Source organism: Weissella paramesenteroides ATCC 33313, from assembly GCF_000160575.1.
In the GTDB taxonomy this organism is placed as follows: domain Bacteria; phylum Bacillota; class Bacilli; order Lactobacillales; family Lactobacillaceae; genus Weissella; species Weissella paramesenteroides.
The window spans coordinates 63153-80846 of the sequence record NZ_GG697133.1; the positions used below are offsets into that span (position 1 = coordinate 63153).

Consider the following 17694-nt stretch of genomic DNA (forward strand, 5'->3'; position numbering starts at 1 on the left):
TCATCTCTAATCATTATTTCATTGGTGTTTCAGGTACATTTGAATCATCAAATTTGTACCCCACACCCCAAACGGTTTGGATCACTTGAGGACCAACTTTTTCAATTTTTTGACGTAGCTTTTTCACATGAGCATCTACAGTGCGCTCATCCCCAAAATACTCATAATCCCATACCAATTGTAATAGTTGGTCGCGTGAAAATACCTGACGTTGCTTTTTTGAAAGCACACGTAATAAGTCAAACTCTTTTGGAGTTAAATCCGGAATCAACACATCATTTAGATAGGCTTCCCGTGTTCTTGAATTTAATTTAAATGTTCGTGTTTGCACATCAAAATCGTCAATTACGCCTTCTTCATGACTGACAGGTTGCATCATTGCCCGCCGATGAATGGCTTTGATTCGTGCAATCAATGTAATTGGACTAAATGGTTTTGTAACATAATCATCCGCACCAACATCAAAACCAAGTACTTGATCTGAATCAGAATCGCGTGCTGTTAGCATAATTAAAGGCACTTCTGCAGACACTTCTCTAATTTTCATAGCAACTTGCATCCCATCAACTTTTGGAAGATTCAAATCCAAGATGACAGCATCCCATGTCTGTGCGTTCTCGTTAAATAACTTAAGTCCTTCTTCACCATCGTAGGCATTGGTGACATCCCATTTTTCTTTTTTATAAAACATCCCCATCATTTCTGACACGGACGTATTATCTTCTATCATTAACAATTTCATGTTTTTACCTATATCCACCATCAGCACTTTTTTGTTCCATAAATCTTTAATTTCTATTATACAACGATGCTTCTTAAAACTTTTCAAATCGTTATTTCATCACTGCAACACTGACAAACATTTTTTGCCTAAAATACCATTAATGTAAGGAAAAATAGGTTGGAACAAAAGAAAATGTCCCAACCTATTTCACCTTATTTTGGCAAGTTTACATGCACATCTGCTGGCTTTGTTTCTACTAAAACATGCCCTTCATGAACAGAATATAGTAATTCTGCTCGTTCATTCAAGGCATCATACCAATTAGCGGCATTAAAGATTAAGAAGTTTGCTGGCTTCCCTACCTCAATACCATAATTCTCCGCAACCTGCATCGTCCGCGCACCTTGACTAGTAATAAAACGGTATGAGTTCATGATTTCTGTATAGCCCATTATCTGTGTTGCATGCAACCCCATATGTAGGACATCCATCATATTGCCATTTCCCATTGGATACCAGGGATCCTTTATATCATCTTCTCCAAAGGCAACATTCAATCCCTCAGCATCTAATTCTTTAACACGTGTTAACCCACGACGCTTTGGATATGTATCAAAGCGCCCACCTAAATACATATTAATTAATGGATTAGCCACAAAATTAATATCAGCCATTTTCAACAGTCGCATGAGTTTAGAAACATAAGCATCATTATAAGACCCCATTGCTGTCGTATGTGATGCAGTCACCCGCTCCTTCAATCCTGTCTCTAATGCTAACATAGCTAATGTTTCTAATCCTCGTGATGCTGGGTCATCAATTTCGTCTGTATGCGCGTCAATCAGCAAGTGATACTTTTTAGCTAAGTCAAATGCAAAATGCAATGATTCCACCGAGTATTCACGAGTAAATTCAAAATGAGGAATCGCACCAATTGCATCTACTCCCATTTCAGCCGCCTTAGTCATTAATTCCTTACCATTAGGAAAAGACAAAATGCCCTCTTGTGGGAAGGCAACTAATTGTAAAGTCATCCAAGGCTTAACTTCTTCACGCACTTCTAGTAATGCCTTTAAAGCAACTAAATCTGGATCGGTCACATCAACATGTGATCGGACGAACTGTAGTCCGTGCGTCGCTTGAATTTTCAAAGCCGCAATTGCTCGCTGCTTAACATCCTCATGGGATAAGGTCTGCTTGCGTTCACCCCAAATTCGAATACCATCAAACAAAGTACCGCTCTCGTTCCACTCGGGTTGTCCAGCAGTCATTGTTGAATCTAGATGAACATGCGGATCAACAAAGGGTGGGATCATTAATTTTCCTGTTGCATCGATAACTTGTTCACCCGCAATTGGTGTTAAAAAATCATCAATTGCAGCAAATTTTCCATCTGTAACCCGCACATCCTGCAATTTTTCAGCATTTTCAATCACAACTTGTTTAATTAACATACCTAATCTCCTTATTAGTTACCCTTTATTTTTTCTTGGCTTCAGTTTAAAACCATAATATGAATGCCCTTTATATGTTTGTTTTGCTAAATAACCGGTTGCCGTATAATTTTTTCCGCGTTTTGTTTTCGCCTCAAAACTAATTTCGTCACCATTAAGCAAGTGTTGCACTTCCTCATCCGAAAAAGTATGGTCACTCCACGTTTTAGCAAAACTAATTTTTTGACCGTTAAATTGTCCCTTAATTTTTTCAGAGCTTTTCTTTGTTGTTCCCGCATTTTTAATTTTGGGTTTCCCTAATTCAATGACCAATTGCTGAGCATTTTCAACCATGATTGGCATGTCATGCTGAACAACTTGAGTTACTGAATCTAACGCTTTTACCATCGTTACCTTAAATTCACCGACTTCGTTCATTATTTCAAATAACCTTTTGGTAATTTTTGGGGATGCAATCCACGTTCCCGCAACCATAATAGCAGAAACATTGCCGGTTTCAGTAAGCGTCAGACGCCCCTTTTTTTCAGTCATCATTTTACGATTTCCCTGACTCATCTCCGACAAAGTTGAAACACGTGTCGCTCCAGTTCCAACATTATTTTTTTCCAAAAAGGCCATTAACCACTTTGTTGTGGGATAACTTGGCTTTTTATTAGTGCCCTCATAGATGTACGGATCTGCTTTAGGTCCGACTGTTGCATCATTTTGCACCTCATCAACTTGATTATCTTGTAAAGCCTGCTGTGCATCATAAACAAGTTTATAATTTTTGGCGATTGGTATATTAAATGCTGTTTTGAAGCTAGGATATTGCTTCAATTCTGCTGTTACATGATCATAAATATAATCTTCGGCCAACATCGCCAAATAATTTTTAGCTAAAATTTCATAAATTGCAGCGGCACTCCCACCATATTTTGATAGAGCTTGCATACTTGTTGGTACATTCAATCCGGGACGATTAGCCCCATGTGACCCTTGTGGTTTGACATGCGTTGCACGCGGTTGTCGATGCGTCAAAAGTTGTTTATCAACCCCAACTAAGTGAGCAATTTGATCAACTTTTGGTAACAGTTCTGCAAATTGTTCTGGGGTGACCGACTTATCATCAGTTCTTGGGTACGAAACAATTTGTGCTTCATACATTTTCTGATACGTTCGCAGTACCTCTTTACTGTCATAGCCCTGTGGCGCCAAAATTGCTGCCAAACCAGCCAAATCCAATAATTTATCAGGAGCTTGTCGCCGTTTCGTATGCTTTTCATTAATGACATCTGCCGGTTGATAATTTTGTTTTTCAACTTGAGCAAGTGCTTCTTCAGCATACCGCCAAGCAACCTGATCATCTTTTGGCAACGAACGTTTAAATATGTGCCCAGCTGGATCCTTGAAGCGAACCTCATAAAAAGGCTGTTTCACATACTGCTTAATTTTCTGCATTTGCTCGTAAATTTTCCAAACAATCACTGATTTCAAACGACCTTCACGCGCTACAACTTTAAAGCCAGCTTTTTTAGCAGAAGTTGTTGCAATTCTCGTCAATTGCATGGATGCAAAATCCCAGCGACTACGAGTTTCCCCTTTTAAGTATGCACCGTGTTGTGTCTTATCAGAAACGTCACTTAAATTAGCCATCGCCTGTCTAATACTTTTAGGTGCCTCATCGACAAAATTTGCCCGTAGTACTTTCCCCTGCCACTTAATTGCATCGATGACCTCCCATGCCAGCAAGTCACCTTCTCCTGATGGATCCGTATCCGTAGCAATCACAATGGCATCATAGTTTTTTCGACTTTCTTGTTGTAAGTCTGTCAGCTCTGTTTTCGTTGATTTTAAACGACCGGTCTTTGGTTGACGCTGTTTTAAATACGTGCGCTGCCAATTCATCTCTGTTAATTGCCAAGGTAAATACTTTAACGTCCAAGATTTATAAGCCGTTCGTAAATCTTCATTAACCATCTCCTCTGGCTCCTTAAAAGTCATCATGTGACCATGAAGATTAACAATCTGATAGTCATAGCCAGCATATTGACCGGACTTCCCACCTAACGCTTTTATAAAATTTTTAGCGGCAGATGGCTTCTCTGTGACAATTAAATATTTCATCTGAATTCAATCCTTAAAGCAAAGTTTTATTTGGCAATATTACTTTTCTTTACTATTAAATAGCCAGGTTAACCCATAATAAATTATCCCTGAAAAAAGCATTGCCACAAAAGTTACACCAATCGTTTCACTTAACCATGAAACTGATTTTAAACTAAAGTATAGCACGATACCAATTACCCAAGAGATAATTGCCAACCAATTCAAACCACCTTGATACCAATATTTACCGTCTATTTTTGTGAATTCTGACAACTCATATTTTCCTTTTCGAATCACAAAATAATCAACCAAAAAGACGGCAATTTCAGGACCTAAAAACATGCCAATATAGTCTAAGAATGCCGTGAAAGCATCCAAGAAAGTCGTAAACAATAACGGAATGAACGATACAGCCGTGGCGATAAGTGTGACAATCCATAAAGCGGGCGTTAATTTTAATTTATGCCACATATTAGTCAACGCAGAACCAGCCGCCATTAAATTGACTGCATTAGCAGTCGTTGATGTAATAATAATGACAAGTAATGCAATAATTCCTAATCCCAATTTAGATGCAATCGTTGATGGATCCGAATCATTTGGATCAAATGATTGATTCATCACAGCAGTTCCAATCGTTGCTAGCAATCCAATAAAGGCAAAGCCAAACAAACCGATATTCGCCCCCAAAAATGACCAACCGGTTGCCCCAGAATTTTTCTTAGCAAACCTAGAGAAGTCAGATGATGCTGTCACCCAAGCCAAATTAAAGGCTGCTAGAATATCAATTGCCGTTCCTGAAGAGATACGAACTGACTTAGGCGGTTGCCAGGCAGAAATTTGATTTAGTGAGACATTTTGAAAGACAACAACTGCCTCCCAAACAACAAAAATAATGACCAAAATAATACCAATTCGCTCAATCAGTCGCACAGACTTTTCACCTAGCGAAATAGAAGCTAAATGTAACAATGACATAATAATAATTCCGACGACTAGACCTGCTTTACCACCATTGGCGTAAGCTGTCCAACCTAATAAGTCCTTGAAAATTACCGAAATCGAAATTGCTGCAATAAAAGTATTAGCTGCTGCCCACCCAATAAATTGCACAATGTTGATTACTGATGGGCCAAACGACCCCTTCAATCCAAACGATGCTCTTGTTAAGGCCATCATCGGTAGCCCTGTTTTATATCCCATGTAAGAAGCTAACGTGAGAAATAGATATGACATAATTCCTGTCACAATTAGTGTCGTTGATGCTGTGTACATACCGGCCGCTGCAATCACACCACCAATATACCAGGTACCATTATTCGCATTAGCACCAATCCATGTCGCAAACATGTCCCAGTTTGACATTGTTCGCTGGTTTTCATTTATTGCCTGCACCCGTCCAAATTCTTTTGCCATTTCTTTCTCCTTAATAAGAGTATAAAAAAATCGCCCCACAAATATGGCGCGATTTAAATTTGTTATCTCGTTTACAACGCGCTCCTTTGTCAGCTCTCGTCTGACTATTAAAAAAGCAATATTTTATTGTGTTAAACTATACCGTTTTCTGAATTTGAAGTCAATCATTGCTGTGGCATTTGTTTCGTATTAACGGATAACTGTATATTATGGGCCGCAAGAATTCGTAATACAATCATATTAACATCGGCCCGTGCTCCGGGAAAATCAGTATCTGGAAGCATTTTCAAAAACACATTAACATTAAACTCATACCCATAAGGTGTTACCTGATTAATAAACGCCTTAGCTGTACCTTCTTCAAAACGATCATCCACTAATAACTTTCTCATCGTTTCTTCTGAAACAGCAATCAACTCCTTGGTATCTGTTTTCAAAGATAGATAAAAAACTAATGGAATTTTACGTATTTCTACTCGAGACCAATTGGTAATTGGTTCGTTAGAAAGTGTTGCATTTGGCACAACCACTAATGCCCCGTCTAAAGTACGCACTAAGGTCGAACGAAATGTAATATCTTCTGCAATTCCGGCAACGGATGGTGATTCAATATTATCACCAATTTGAAATGGTTTTTCAGTAATAATGATAATACCACCTAACAAATTTTTAATTGGGTCCTGGGCGGCCATTGAAACAGCCAAGCCTGCCAAACCTAATCCGGCAAACACACCATTAACGTTAATACCCCAATCAGACAAAATCATTGTAATCGTTAATGCCATCACAACAAATTGTAACGTTCGCTTTAAGAATGGCATCACAATCGAATCAACTTCAACATGAATTTTCGCACCAAAATATTGGAACAAATCAGTGAGAGATGACATTAATGAATATAAACCATATCCCACACTAAACATCACAACCGATTTATTAATTGCATCGACGTATTGCAGAATTAAATGCGGTGCTCGAGCAGTATGTAAAGCCCAAACGAATCCAGCAAATAAAACTGCAATTTTGACAGGCTTTTCAAAAGCAACGAGCACATCTCGCCAAATTGCGAATCGCTTAGACAATCTCTTTTCAATTTGATAAAAGATGACGCCAACAATCCCTTTAGTTACAATAATTGTCAAAATAATAATTAACAAAGCGAGTCCAAGTGCCTGCCAATCAAAGTTATTGATTAACCATTTTTGTAAAAGCTTCATACAAGACTCCCTTCAATTTTTCTATAACAATATCATACCTAATTTATTAGCTTCATAAAACTAAAAGACAAACTTCTTCGCAAATTCACAAGATTCAAAAAAGAGCGCGCGAGACAAAAGTCGTTTGAAAGCCGATATGACACGTGATTTGCGTCATTTTTGACTAAAAAAGTTGGAACAGTTCCTTTTGTCCCAACTTCTCACGATTATAAAACGATTTTTAGTATGAATCACCGTTCACAATTGAATTTTTAACAATGACATAGTCAACATATCTTAAATCACGTAATTGGCGCCCACCAGCGTATGAAATAGATGATTGCAGATCTTGTTCCATCTCATTCAAAGTATCCTGAATCATGCCACGATAAGGTACTAATAACTTCTTACCTTCAACGTTCTTATACTCACCCTTTTGATATTGAGAAGCAGAACCAAAATAAGTTTTATACTTCGCACCATCCAACTCGACAATGTCACCTGGTGTTTCGGCATGGCCAGCGAATAGTGAACCAATCATTACCATTGTGGCACCAAAACGAACTGACTTTGCAATATCACCATTATAACGAATGCCACCATCAGCAATAATTGGCTTCTTTGCAGCCTTAGCGCACAAACGCAAAGCTGCCAGTTGCCAGCCGCCAGTTCCAAATCCTGTCTTTAATTTGGTAATGCAAGCTTTTCCAGGACCAACCCCAACTTTCGTTGCATCTGCCCCAGCATTTTCTAAATCACGAACTGCTTCAGGTGTTGCAACGTTTCCAGCAATAACAAATGATTCTGGCAAATTTTTCTTGATGTACTTGATCATTTCAATAACTGAATCTGAGTGACCATGGGCAATATCAATTGTAATGTACTCTGGTACTAAATCTGCAGCTTTCAACTGATCAATAAAGTCATATTCTTCTTGCTTGACACCAACAGAAATTGAAGCAATCTGGCCTTCTTCATGAAAAGTTCGCACGAAATCCAGACGTGTTTCTGGGTTAAAGCGATGCATGACGTAAAAATAACCTGATTTAGCCAATTTCATTGCCAATGCATCATCAATAACGGTTTGCATATTTGCTGGCACGACGGGTATTTTAAACGTGTGATTTCCTAACTTTACTGATGTATCAGCCTCTGAACGACTATTAATAATACATTTGTTTGGTATTAGTTGAATATCCTCATAGTCAAAAACGGTCGTAAATTCCATATTATAAACTCCTAAGCATGAATGTTCGTGTTTTTAAATTTTATTTATTATTTTAACCACCAGTAATAGATTATACACGAACTAAAAATATTAAACAATATTTTTAACTCATTAAATGCGAATGTTTATCTAGAACATCTGACGTATCGTATTTGTACTGCTACAAAAAGCTTGGTATACTAGTATCTATTAACGGGGTCGTTACGGAATCGACTAGCATTGTTTGGGCTGGTACTGCGTTTAGGGGTTGTGGCCCTATAATCCACTCAGTAGAATTAACTGCAAAAAATTCAAACAATAACTACGCATTAGCTGCCTAAAAACCAGCTGGCGTTGCTTACTTTAGTATTAGTTGCGTGCTATCGTAAGTCTCAAATTAAGCAACCTGCGCTAAACGCTCTCCGTCTGCGGGAGTTTAGAAGAGGATAATCAGGCTGGCTTATTCGATCACTTGGCAAAACGGCGTGCGATAAGTGAGATTTAAATCGTTTTGCTATGAACGTAGAGGTGTCAGTTGCAAGATGTTAGGACAGGGGTTCAACTCCCCTCGGCTCCATTTAATACCAGCTAAAAACGCTGATATAACGGTATTTACGTTGTTTCTGGTGCCGAATTAGTGCCGAATTTAAATTTAATAGTCTACTTTTTATAGTAGAAACCCAAAAAAGCCCACTAAGCTATTCAATCGAATAACCTAGTGGGCTTTTCAGGTAAACACTTTATCACTCGTAAATGATTAGTTTGGATAATATAAAAAAGCACTAACAAATAAATGTCAGTGCTTACGATTAATTAACTTATATACAACTTCATCCGTTTCCATTATGATAATTAAGTAGTGAATTTGAGTTAGCTACTCAATGAAACTATGACAAGTAAGTGAGTATACATACACCTTTTCACACTCTAAATTTGGAGGTGTAATGATGATACAACAATCTTATGGAGGTTGCTCGCATGGTATCTCTAGCTATCTGTATAGCTATTGTGCTAGGCGCTCTGGGTAAGTTTGCTATCAACTTAGCAAAAGCCTACGAGATAAAGAAAAACGCTGATAAGCCGTAAAGACTAATCAGCGCTAACTTTATAAGCATACTCTAAACTTGTCGCCTGTAAGGTCTCGCACACCTTACGGGCTTTTTTTGTATGCCCTTATTATACGGTGTGTGTTCCTACTTTGTAAAGACTAAGTCCTCGTACGCGCAATGACCATATGATGCTTGCATTTATTTATAACTGCTTACACTTATTCATTTTATTGATTTTCAATAACAACCTGATTATTTACTTTCTCACAGCAAACGGCATTTTGCATGTTATCATGTTGTATAAAGATATTGTAAATGAACAGTTCCCACCCGTTATCAACAATATTACTGGGTACATTATCATACTCGCTAATTTAGAAAGGACAATCTCATGTATTGGAAAGGTTTATCTAAGACAAATGAAAAGCGCCTATCTCAAACAGGTGTAACCCCTCTCTCTCAAATAAACATACAGTCATTATCAGAGACAAATAAAACTGGTTTGCAAGACTTGCTTTCAATGGAAAATGCTATAGAAAAGCGCTGATAAGTCATAAAGATTTATCAGCGCTGCCCAAAAACACACTCTCAAGCTCAATCGCCTGTAAGGTCTTATGCACCTTGCAGTTTTTTTATGTCTACATTTTATGATCTCGGCTGGCGCTTTGTAAAGTTCCCCACCCACATATAAAAGAAACGACAATATCATCATCTGACAAATTAATAGCTACTTCTTTGTCTGTCGATGATATATCTTTCTCTGCATAACATACTGGTTACTTGTGTAGTTAATAAACAATGGTGCACTCTCTTCAATCACATTACTGAATTCCAAGCCATACCATGTGGTTGGTGAAGCAGTAATCTTTTGTAGATAAATTCTACCTGCAATCAAACGTCTGTCTAGCCCACTAAGTTTATCATTAATAACCAAATCCGCAGGTTGTTCCTTAATAATGACAAATTTAAATGAGCCAACTTTGCGCTCCATCTGAGTCGAGTACTTTGGCACTTGTGATTTTAAAACGCCTTGTTCAACTAATTTGGCAACAATTTGATGCAGATAAACACTTACCACTTGAGATCGTTTAAAGCCAAGATATAATTGCACATTCACAATATTGTCCGTATCCAACATATCCACCGTGTAGCTACTTTCATATGGTTCATCTGTTTCATTTACTGTGACAAACCAATATACTTTAGCTCGTTTTGGTTGCCGATCTAAAATAGAGTACATTGCACTACGTTTAATTCGATAATCATCTTTAATTTTAGTCATGTAAACCAAATTTGTAGTAAAAAATGGTTCTGTCTCATCATCACTTAACTTTGACAGTTGATCACGGTAATCAAGTAAAGACACATATTCACTTGCTACTTCATAATGCTCTCTTTTCTTATTACCAAAGTACCAAACCCACATCACATACAAAATAAGCAACATCAATAATACTGTAATATAGCCACCATGAATAAATTTAACCAGACTAGCTATCAAGAACAAGGTCTCAATTGTCCCAAAAAATATCGCAATACCAAATGCGCTAATCCGGTTAAGACGATCCTTCAAAAATTCAAAGAGCAATATGGTTGTCATTAACATGGTAACAGTAATTGCTAGACCATATGCGGCCTCCATCTTTTGTGAATTACCAAAGTACCAAACAATGCTCAACGTAATAATACATAAAATCCAATTCACATTAGCGATATAGATTTGATTTTTAACATCACTAGGATGCTTAACCAATAAACGTGGTAATAATTTTAATCCCATTGCTTCAGAAACTAATGTAAAGGAACCTGTAATTAACGCCTGCGAAGCAATAACAGCAGCCAAAGTGGCAAGTACTATGCCTAAAATTCGCCAATTACCAGGCAGCATTTCATAAAACGGATTAAGATTTGACAGATTAGCATATGCCTGATCATGTGCGTGATTAATAATCCAAGCACCTTGACCTAAGTAATTTAAAATCAATGCGCCATAGACCAATGGCCATGTTGCATAAATATTTTTCTTACCAACGTGCCCCATATCAGAATATAAAGCTTCAGCACCTGTTGTTGCCAGAAAAACACTTCCCAGAATGAAAATACCAACTTTATTAACCGGACTAAATAACAACGTAATGGCGTAGTATGGTGACAAAGCTTTTAAGATTGCTGGGTATCCTAATATGTTGACAATACCAAAAACTGCTAAAAAGCCAAACCATAATATCATTACTGGTCCAAAAGCTTTTCCAATCGTACTTGTACCAAAACGCTGAATAACAAATAGCAACAATAATACCAACGTTGTAATTAACAAGACATCACTTTGCGCATTCCCAAATGATATTGACCCCAGATGCTGTCCACGCAACCCTTCAATGGCTGAAGTAACGGTTACTGCTGGTGTTAATGTACCATCGGCTAAAATAGCGGCACCACCAATTAACGCTGGAAAAATGAGCCATTTTGCTTTTGCTCTTACCAATGCATAAAGTGAAAAGATGCCCCCTTCATGATTGTTATCGGCTTGCATGGCAATAACCACATATTTTAACGTCGTAATAATCATTAACGTCCAAAAAATCAACGAAATGGCACCGATAATATAATCCGGTGATGTATGGCCCATTTTACCAGCATCACCAACTATGGCGTTCATGACATATAGCGGTGACGTTCCAATATCACCGTATACAATTCCTAACGTAACTAGCATTCCTGCAAATGAAACACGTTCAAATTGCTTGAGCATTACTAATTTGCCTCCAAGTTGGATCAAAAATTTTTGAAATTCTAATTAATACCCCCGTATAGTACCGCCAAACATTTTATAAAGCAACCAATAATTCCATCAAAAAAGCCAGGATATAAATATATTCCGACTCAATCAGCTTAAAATTCACGAAAGACTTTTCGCCAAATTTAAATATTTGTTACCTACCAATGCCAGTTTAATCAACAACATCAAAGAACACTGCGCCTAGACCTTTATCGAAAGTTGCCTTCCAACTACCATTTCCTAATGATTCCGGTAATAAGAATGTACCACTTGAAACACGTTGTCCAGCTTTTAATGGGGTTCCCTGTTGTTCAAGTTTTTCGACTAACCAATGGAGTGAATGTAGTGGATTCCCTAAAACTTCAGACGAACTGCCATCTTTTAGTTTTTTACCATCATGGAATAACTCACATGTGACATTGGCCAACTCATCAACATCGGTGAACAGTTTATCCGTGTCCACCTCATTACCATAAACAACATAACCACCAACCGCCGCATCTGACATTACCATATATTTTGACAGACTTGGGAACCAATCACTAAAACGTGAATCAGGCACTTCAACAGCCGGCGCAACCTTTGTCTTGTGAAGTAACTCTACTAAGGAATCTTCGCTGCTAAGGTCTTCTTTAGCTGTAAATAACATCTCAACCTCTGCTAATGGCTCCATTAAGTCACTTCGATATAGCGTTGTGGGCGATGAAACAAAGTGACTTTTAACCTGGGCACCATATAGCGGTGAATCCGAGTCAAACATATCCTGGGTTTCTTGACTAGTAAGCGATACCTTGTAGCCACCAACGGCCTCATCTTTTAATTCAGTTAGCCGATGTTGTACTCGGTAGGCAGTCTCTTCATCCGTAACGACGCCCTCATAGGCAGATTGCTGCAAGGGTTCGTGTGTTTGATATGCATTAAACAAGTTCTCTGCTAACTCATTTTCAGCTGTTGATAATTCATTTTCTTTAGTAAGTGTTTGTGACATTGTCTGATTCATAAGTGTATCCTCCATTAAATTTGATTTATTTGTTCCCACTTATGTCTGTACTTTGAGGACAAATAAATAATAATTCATGACTCGAAAATCGTTCATACTATGTGTTAAATGCGACAAAAGACTAATCTGACTAGGACTCTCTTTTGCGCTTTGAATCACCGATTCCATCTGTCCTCACCCCCTAAAATACAATTAATGCCATTCAAATTAAAAAGCGTCCTTTTAACTACCTGGTTAAATAGTTAAAAGGACGCTGTATGCGTGGTACCACCTTAATTTATAATGCTATCACTAGCATTATCTCTCACGTACAACATTTGTAATACGCTGACACTATAATGGGTGCACCCAATGCCATCTAATAAAATTTCAACGACATAGCTCAGAGATGATCGTCATTAATTATCGCAACCTGTTTCGCACCAACCAACAGTTCTCTTATCGCTAACAAATAATGAGCTTCTCTTCATTGCTTTTTAATTTGAATTTAATTATTGATGCTAATTTACACCAGAAAATTTTTCTTGTCAACTTTTTATGGTACGGTCGGCTTCAAGATATCTTTTGTCGTACTATCTCGGTTCTAAAATAGACAAAATATCCTTTAAAACACCATTTTGATAAAACATCTGATGTTGAAACTTTGTTCGCTCATTTTCGACAGCTTGCATGGCTTGATTAGAAATTTGCTTCTTTAAACCTTTGCTTTGTGTATCTTTTGCTGCCTGCGTTTCAACAACCAACGTTAACAAGGCATGGTAATAACCCAAAAACCAGCCATTAAAATAAGGCATAATGACACTTTCTATCACTAATTGATTATCATGATGTGAAGTGATTGCATGATATTCTTCTGCCAGCATACTATTAATTTGTGTCGCTACTTCATTTTGTTGCGAATCATTTTCATGAACATTGGTAATAAGTTTTGCAAATTCCTTATCAGCAGTATGTTCTACTTGATCGATCCAAGTCGCTGGTTGATCATCTGGCTGAACACCTTCACTTAATCCAATAATCAATAAATATGCTGCTTCATATCCCCGACGCATCCCCGCCATTAAAATAGGTTCCAAAATTGGATTTAATTGTTTGATATCCAATGTTGCATTAATTGCCATAATCTTTTGCTTTAGATCATCTTTTAACATAATTTTTCCATCACTGTCTATTTTTGATAACCACTATACCATAAATCATCTGCCACAAAAAAGCCGAAGTCATTACCAATTATTGATTGGACAACTTCGGTCATTTAATAGTTTTTATGCTAATGCACCCATTGGATCCCATGGTGCTAATTCTTTTGGTGTGCCATTTTCATAAGCATCACGCAATTCATCAGGAAGGAATTCCTTCTTAATAACAACTTGATAAGTAAATTGGTCAAACCACTCGTCAGACATTGTAAAGTAACCCTTGTGGCCATTCTTATCACCCCATGAGTTCTCAACCTTCCACTTTGTTGGCTTACCATCGACAAGGTCAACACCAGTCAAAACCATGGCGTGCGTCATCAATGAATCACCATAATCCAAGCGCTCTGCCTTGGTCATGCTGAAATCGATATCGAATAGGCTATCTTCATCATATAATTCTGTGTCCATCAAGCCAGCGACACGATCTAACTTTGGTCCCATATCAACACCAAACCAAACGTTCTCCCCAGCAGATAATTGCTTGATTGCTAATTCTTTGAACGTTGCTAAGTCAAGATTCAAATGCTTAACATCACGACCACCGACAACTGAACCCAACATTTTAACACCATAAGTTTGGTTGTATGGCTTGTCATCTGTTGGTGCATTAATAATTGAAATATAATCACTTAGATTCCAACCAACATATTTCTTAAAGAAGTCTTGTGGCGTAATTGCTTGCTCACGATGGAACTCATTATCCTTATCGCGGAATGAGAAATCGAAAGTCAAAGGTGGCTCTCCAAATGTTAGTGATAGCATACGATAATTCTCTTTATTGAATGCTGCAAGCTTAGCTGAAATTTGTTCATCTGAAGCGTTTTGCGCAACCAATTGACGTAGCGCAATTGCATCTTTACGCAACTTACCATTGAACAAACGGTTGAATTCAGCAGAATGAGATGATGCTTGTGACTCTGGGAAAGCTGATTGTGGCACAACACCATACTTCTCTATGATTGCAACAATCATATCCCACTGCCCACCATCTTGTTGTGGCGTAGCTAGCAAGAAGCTAACTTCACGATCAGTAGTTGGCTTGTCTGCCGTTGCCACAATATTGTTGTAGAAGTAATTTGCCTTCTCCAACTTATCCCAAAAGAATGTGTAACTTTGTGATAACTCGAAATCACCAGGTAAGCCATGGACTGACTTCATATCATGGCGCATTGTATTCAACGCTGCAAACATCCAGCAACGTCCCGATTGCAATTGATTAGCAACTGGTGAGCTCTCCAAATCAACACTAAATGTTGGTGTCAATTCACCGGCACGTTGGTTATCACGTGCTGACTTCAAAATACCATTCGTTGTCACTGCACCACGTAAAACTGCGGCCTTGGGGCTTTCATTCACAGCTTCTTTAAATGCTGTTAATTGCTCTTGGGTAATTTCACTCATTTTTTAACCACCTTTTTCTCATAATTACTTAAGTTTATCCCTTTCAATCCTAATATGCAATATGACACCCATAGGCTACGAGATATGAATGCGGTAAGCACGATAAACGTAACCCTTAGACTGCAAATTAGAAAGTTCAACATTAAACACCTGATAACCTTCACGAGTTACTTCCACAATATTAGAAGCATCCCCATTTTTTGCATTTAAGTAACCAAAATCAATTAAGAAATTACCATTAGCCAACAATCGATTTGAACCAATTCGATCTGTGAAATTAGCCGTCCCCAATGCCTGTCCATAAGACCAAACTTCTTTCGCAGTCATTGTTTTCAAATTGATTCTTAATTCACGGCCTGCTGAATATTTCTTGGTCGTCTTTTTATCACCATATGACACAGCATAATTATTATCATAGATAGAAATAGTTTCTTGGCCGTCTTTTTGTGAACCAGGAATGACACGTGCATCATGCTGTCCACCATTGATAGTTGTTCCATTAGCATAACGCAACACATGCTTTTGCCACTTTTTTGGCCAATCTGCTTTTGGTTTTCCAGATAAAATCCAGATTGGACGCATCGTTTCATAATTTAATTTCATTACTAAATCCTGATGACGTGATGAGATAATAATACTGTTATCTTTTTTATCATAATTGATTGCGTTTTGATGTAACCAATCAACTTTCCCATCAGAACGTTTCGTTGCATCATATTGTGCATACATGTCCATTGGGAAAATACGTTTCAAATCAATAACCCGTACCACTTTACCTGTTTGACGATTGATTTCAACCATCGTATCCTCAATGAACTTTGATCCATCAGAAACGGTAGCTAATAAATTCCCGTTTGGTAATTCAATAACATCATGGTGAATAGCAGTTGTTTCTACGTCTGACTTATGCTTGGCTTTCAAATTTTCAGTTGATGATGTTTTATTACTAAATTGATAATTGCGGTAAATCTTTCCTAAATAGTTTGTCTCAACAAGATCGTTATAAACAAGTTGACTATTATTCTGTTTTCTCAAAATCAACAAATGACCATTCTTTAAAGTTTTAAAAATATGCTGATTATATTCAGTTGAATACCACCGTATCTGCCCATCGGCATCAATAGCAAATGGCTCTTTTGTTGTACGGGTAAACACGGTTAAACCGTTCTTTCCAATCGCCATTTGCTCCTTATTAGCCATTTTCACTTGAATATTAATATTAGCTAAACTTTTGGGTAATGCTTGTGTTTGTACCATTATGGTTTTCTTCTGAACATGTCCATCAGCATAAGTTATCGTAAATTCTACTCGATTTGCCGTATTAGCGTACAACCCCACCACATTAATGCGGTGAGTTTTACTATTTTTAGTTGTATCATTACTGATGGATGTCCCGTTTGTTTTACCAACAACCGTATAACTTACTCTTGCTGCCTGATCTGTATGAAAAATAGCGAGAGCAGTTAGTGGCGAGGTTTTATACGGATTTGTCTTTACAAACATATGCTCAATTGTATAATCCGAATCTTCCTCCGCATGTGTATATTTCTTTTCTAGATTTTTTTGACTCGAAATTAATTGTCTACTCAAATGAATGCCTAAGTTATTTTTGATTTGTGTCTCTGTTAATAGTTTTGGATGACTTTCACGATATACCTTGTGACCGTAAAAGCCACCTGCACAAACAACGATAACAAATACAACAACCCCAATCCAATGCCCCCACTTTTTTCCTTTTAAATAATCACCCATATCTAACCCCTTTTTGACTATAAATATCTATTTAACGTCTAAAATAGCGGACCATTCACGTGAAATCAATATATCGGCCAGAATATTAGTATTTTTTTATGAATACAAAAACGCCTATCCGGGCAAGATAGACGTTTTTGGATCAAGTTGGCTATTAAACATAACCAACGATCTTTATTAAGGAGTAGGTTGTCTAAAGCATCATCACTTTAAACGGTTAGGTAAATTTCTATGAGTGTGGGCTGTTGATAGGAATGGGCTTTCCTTATCAACAGTATTTATGATAAGGCCAGCGACTTAAATAAAATATAAATCAGCCTAAAAGAAACCTTTAATTTGAAAAACCAATAAAAAAGTGATTTTGGTACCAACAAGGTAACCCAAAATCACTATCCATCATCTATTTAAGAGTAGAAAATATGAATAAGG

11 protein-coding genes, 1 other RNA gene and 1 other annotated feature are annotated in these 17694 nt (G+C 37.5%); of the genes, 1 reads left to right on the forward strand and 11 read right to left on the reverse strand.

From position 1 onward, the window contains the following. Positions 1 to 13: 13 nt before the first annotated feature. From HMPREF0877_RS08540 to HMPREF0877_RS08565, 6 genes are all read right to left on the reverse strand, one after another. Positions 14 to 742, reverse strand: coding sequence for a response regulator transcription factor (locus tag HMPREF0877_RS08540; RefSeq protein ID WP_040761111.1), 729 nt, complete (start codon positions 740 to 742; stop codon positions 14 to 16). A 194-nt stretch (positions 743 to 936) separates the two neighbouring features. After that, complete coding sequence (gene codA, locus HMPREF0877_RS08545) at positions 937 to 2178, reverse strand: cytosine deaminase (RefSeq protein ID WP_002828943.1); 1242 nt, start codon at positions 2176 to 2178, stop codon at positions 937 to 939. A gap of 18 nt (positions 2179 to 2196) precedes the next feature. Further along, on the reverse strand, positions 2197 to 4284 hold the full coding sequence (locus HMPREF0877_RS08550) for a DNA topoisomerase (protein ID WP_002828944.1): 2088 nt from the start codon (positions 4282 to 4284) through the stop codon (positions 2197 to 2199). Positions 4285 to 4323: 39 nt separating this feature from the next. Further along, positions 4324 to 5682 carry a cytosine permease gene (locus HMPREF0877_RS08555; protein WP_040761113.1) on the reverse strand — a complete coding sequence of 453 codons (1359 nt, stop codon included), beginning with the start codon at positions 5680 to 5682 and terminating at the stop codon, positions 4324 to 4326. 164 nt (positions 5683 to 5846) lie between these two features. Then, on the reverse strand, positions 5847 to 6899 hold the full coding sequence (locus HMPREF0877_RS08560; RefSeq protein WP_002828946.1) for a mechanosensitive ion channel family protein: 1053 nt from the start codon (positions 6897 to 6899) through the stop codon (positions 5847 to 5849). A 220-nt stretch (positions 6900 to 7119) separates the two neighbouring features. Beyond that, positions 7120 to 8106, reverse strand: coding sequence for a GMP reductase (locus HMPREF0877_RS08565; RefSeq protein WP_002828947.1), 987 nt, complete (start codon positions 8104 to 8106; stop codon positions 7120 to 7122). Positions 8107 to 8300: 194 nt separating this feature from the next. On the opposite strand from HMPREF0877_RS08565, the gene ssrA reads away from it, so the two are divergent. Continuing rightward, positions 8301 to 8665, forward strand: a transfer-messenger RNA (tmRNA) gene (gene ssrA, locus HMPREF0877_RS10025). Positions 8666 to 9861: 1196 nt separating this feature from the next. Here the strand turns inward: ssrA and HMPREF0877_RS08570 are convergent. From HMPREF0877_RS08570 to HMPREF0877_RS08590, 5 genes are all read right to left on the reverse strand, one after another. Further along, positions 9862 to 11886, reverse strand: coding sequence for a KUP/HAK/KT family potassium transporter (locus HMPREF0877_RS08570; protein ID WP_002828950.1), 2025 nt, complete (start codon positions 11884 to 11886; stop codon positions 9862 to 9864). Between the two features lie 199 nt (positions 11887 to 12085). Beyond that, a complete protein-coding gene (locus HMPREF0877_RS08575) occupies positions 12086 to 12928 on the reverse strand; it encodes a 2-keto-4-pentenoate hydratase (protein ID WP_002828951.1) in 843 nt (280 codons plus the stop codon). Positions 12929 to 13156: 228 nt separating this feature from the next. Beyond that, positions 13157 to 13392, reverse strand: a binding site (T-box leader). Positions 13393 to 13485: 93 nt separating this feature from the next. Continuing rightward, the gene (locus HMPREF0877_RS08580) at positions 13486 to 14064 is read right to left on the reverse strand and encodes a hypothetical protein (RefSeq protein ID WP_002828952.1); all 579 of its coding nucleotides are present in this window, start codon (positions 14062 to 14064) and stop codon (positions 13486 to 13488) included. A 114-nt stretch (positions 14065 to 14178) separates the two neighbouring features. After that, positions 14179 to 15513, reverse strand: coding sequence for a C1 family peptidase (locus HMPREF0877_RS08585; RefSeq protein WP_002828953.1), 1335 nt, complete (start codon positions 15511 to 15513; stop codon positions 14179 to 14181). Between the two features lie 75 nt (positions 15514 to 15588). Then, the gene (locus HMPREF0877_RS08590; RefSeq protein ID WP_002828954.1) at positions 15589 to 17265 is read right to left on the reverse strand and encodes an aryl-sulfate sulfotransferase; all 1677 of its coding nucleotides are present in this window, start codon (positions 17263 to 17265) and stop codon (positions 15589 to 15591) included. Between the last annotated feature and the right edge of the window lie 429 nt (positions 17266 to 17694).

What these genes read in the sequence shown, in the direction of transcription:
- codA (WP_002828943.1), bottom strand. Translation starts at nt 2,178, where the DNA reads ATGTTAATTAAACAAGTTGTGATTGAAAATGCTGAAAAATTGCAGGAT.
- HMPREF0877_RS08580 (WP_002828952.1), bottom strand. Translation starts at nt 14,064, where the DNA reads ATGTTAAAAGATGATCTAAAGCAAAAGATTATGGCAATTAATGCAACA.
- HMPREF0877_RS08550 (WP_002828944.1), bottom strand. Translation starts at nt 4,284, where the DNA reads ATGAAATATTTAATTGTCACAGAGAAGCCATCTGCCGCTAAAAATTTT.
- HMPREF0877_RS08590 (WP_002828954.1), bottom strand. Translation starts at nt 17,265, where the DNA reads ATGGGTGATTATTTAAAAGGAAAAAAGTGGGGGCATTGGATTGGGGTT.
- HMPREF0877_RS08570 (WP_002828950.1), bottom strand. Translation starts at nt 11,886, where the DNA reads ATGCTCAAGCAATTTGAACGTGTTTCATTTGCAGGAATGCTAGTTACG.
- HMPREF0877_RS08565 (WP_002828947.1), bottom strand. Translation starts at nt 8,106, where the DNA reads ATGGAATTTACGACCGTTTTTGACTATGAGGATATTCAACTAATACCA.
- HMPREF0877_RS08585 (WP_002828953.1), bottom strand. Translation starts at nt 15,513, where the DNA reads ATGAGTGAAATTACCCAAGAGCAATTAACAGCATTTAAAGAAGCTGTG.
- HMPREF0877_RS08555 (WP_040761113.1), bottom strand. Translation starts at nt 5,682, where the DNA reads ATGGCAAAAGAATTTGGACGGGTGCAGGCAATAAATGAAAACCAGCGA.
- HMPREF0877_RS08560 (WP_002828946.1), bottom strand. Translation starts at nt 6,899, where the DNA reads ATGAAGCTTTTACAAAAATGGTTAATCAATAACTTTGATTGGCAGGCA.
- HMPREF0877_RS08575 (WP_002828951.1), bottom strand. Translation starts at nt 12,928, where the DNA reads ATGGAGGATACACTTATGAATCAGACAATGTCACAAACACTTACTAAA.
- HMPREF0877_RS08540 (WP_040761111.1), bottom strand. Translation starts at nt 742, where the DNA reads ATGAAATTGTTAATGATAGAAGATAATACGTCCGTGTCAGAAATGATG.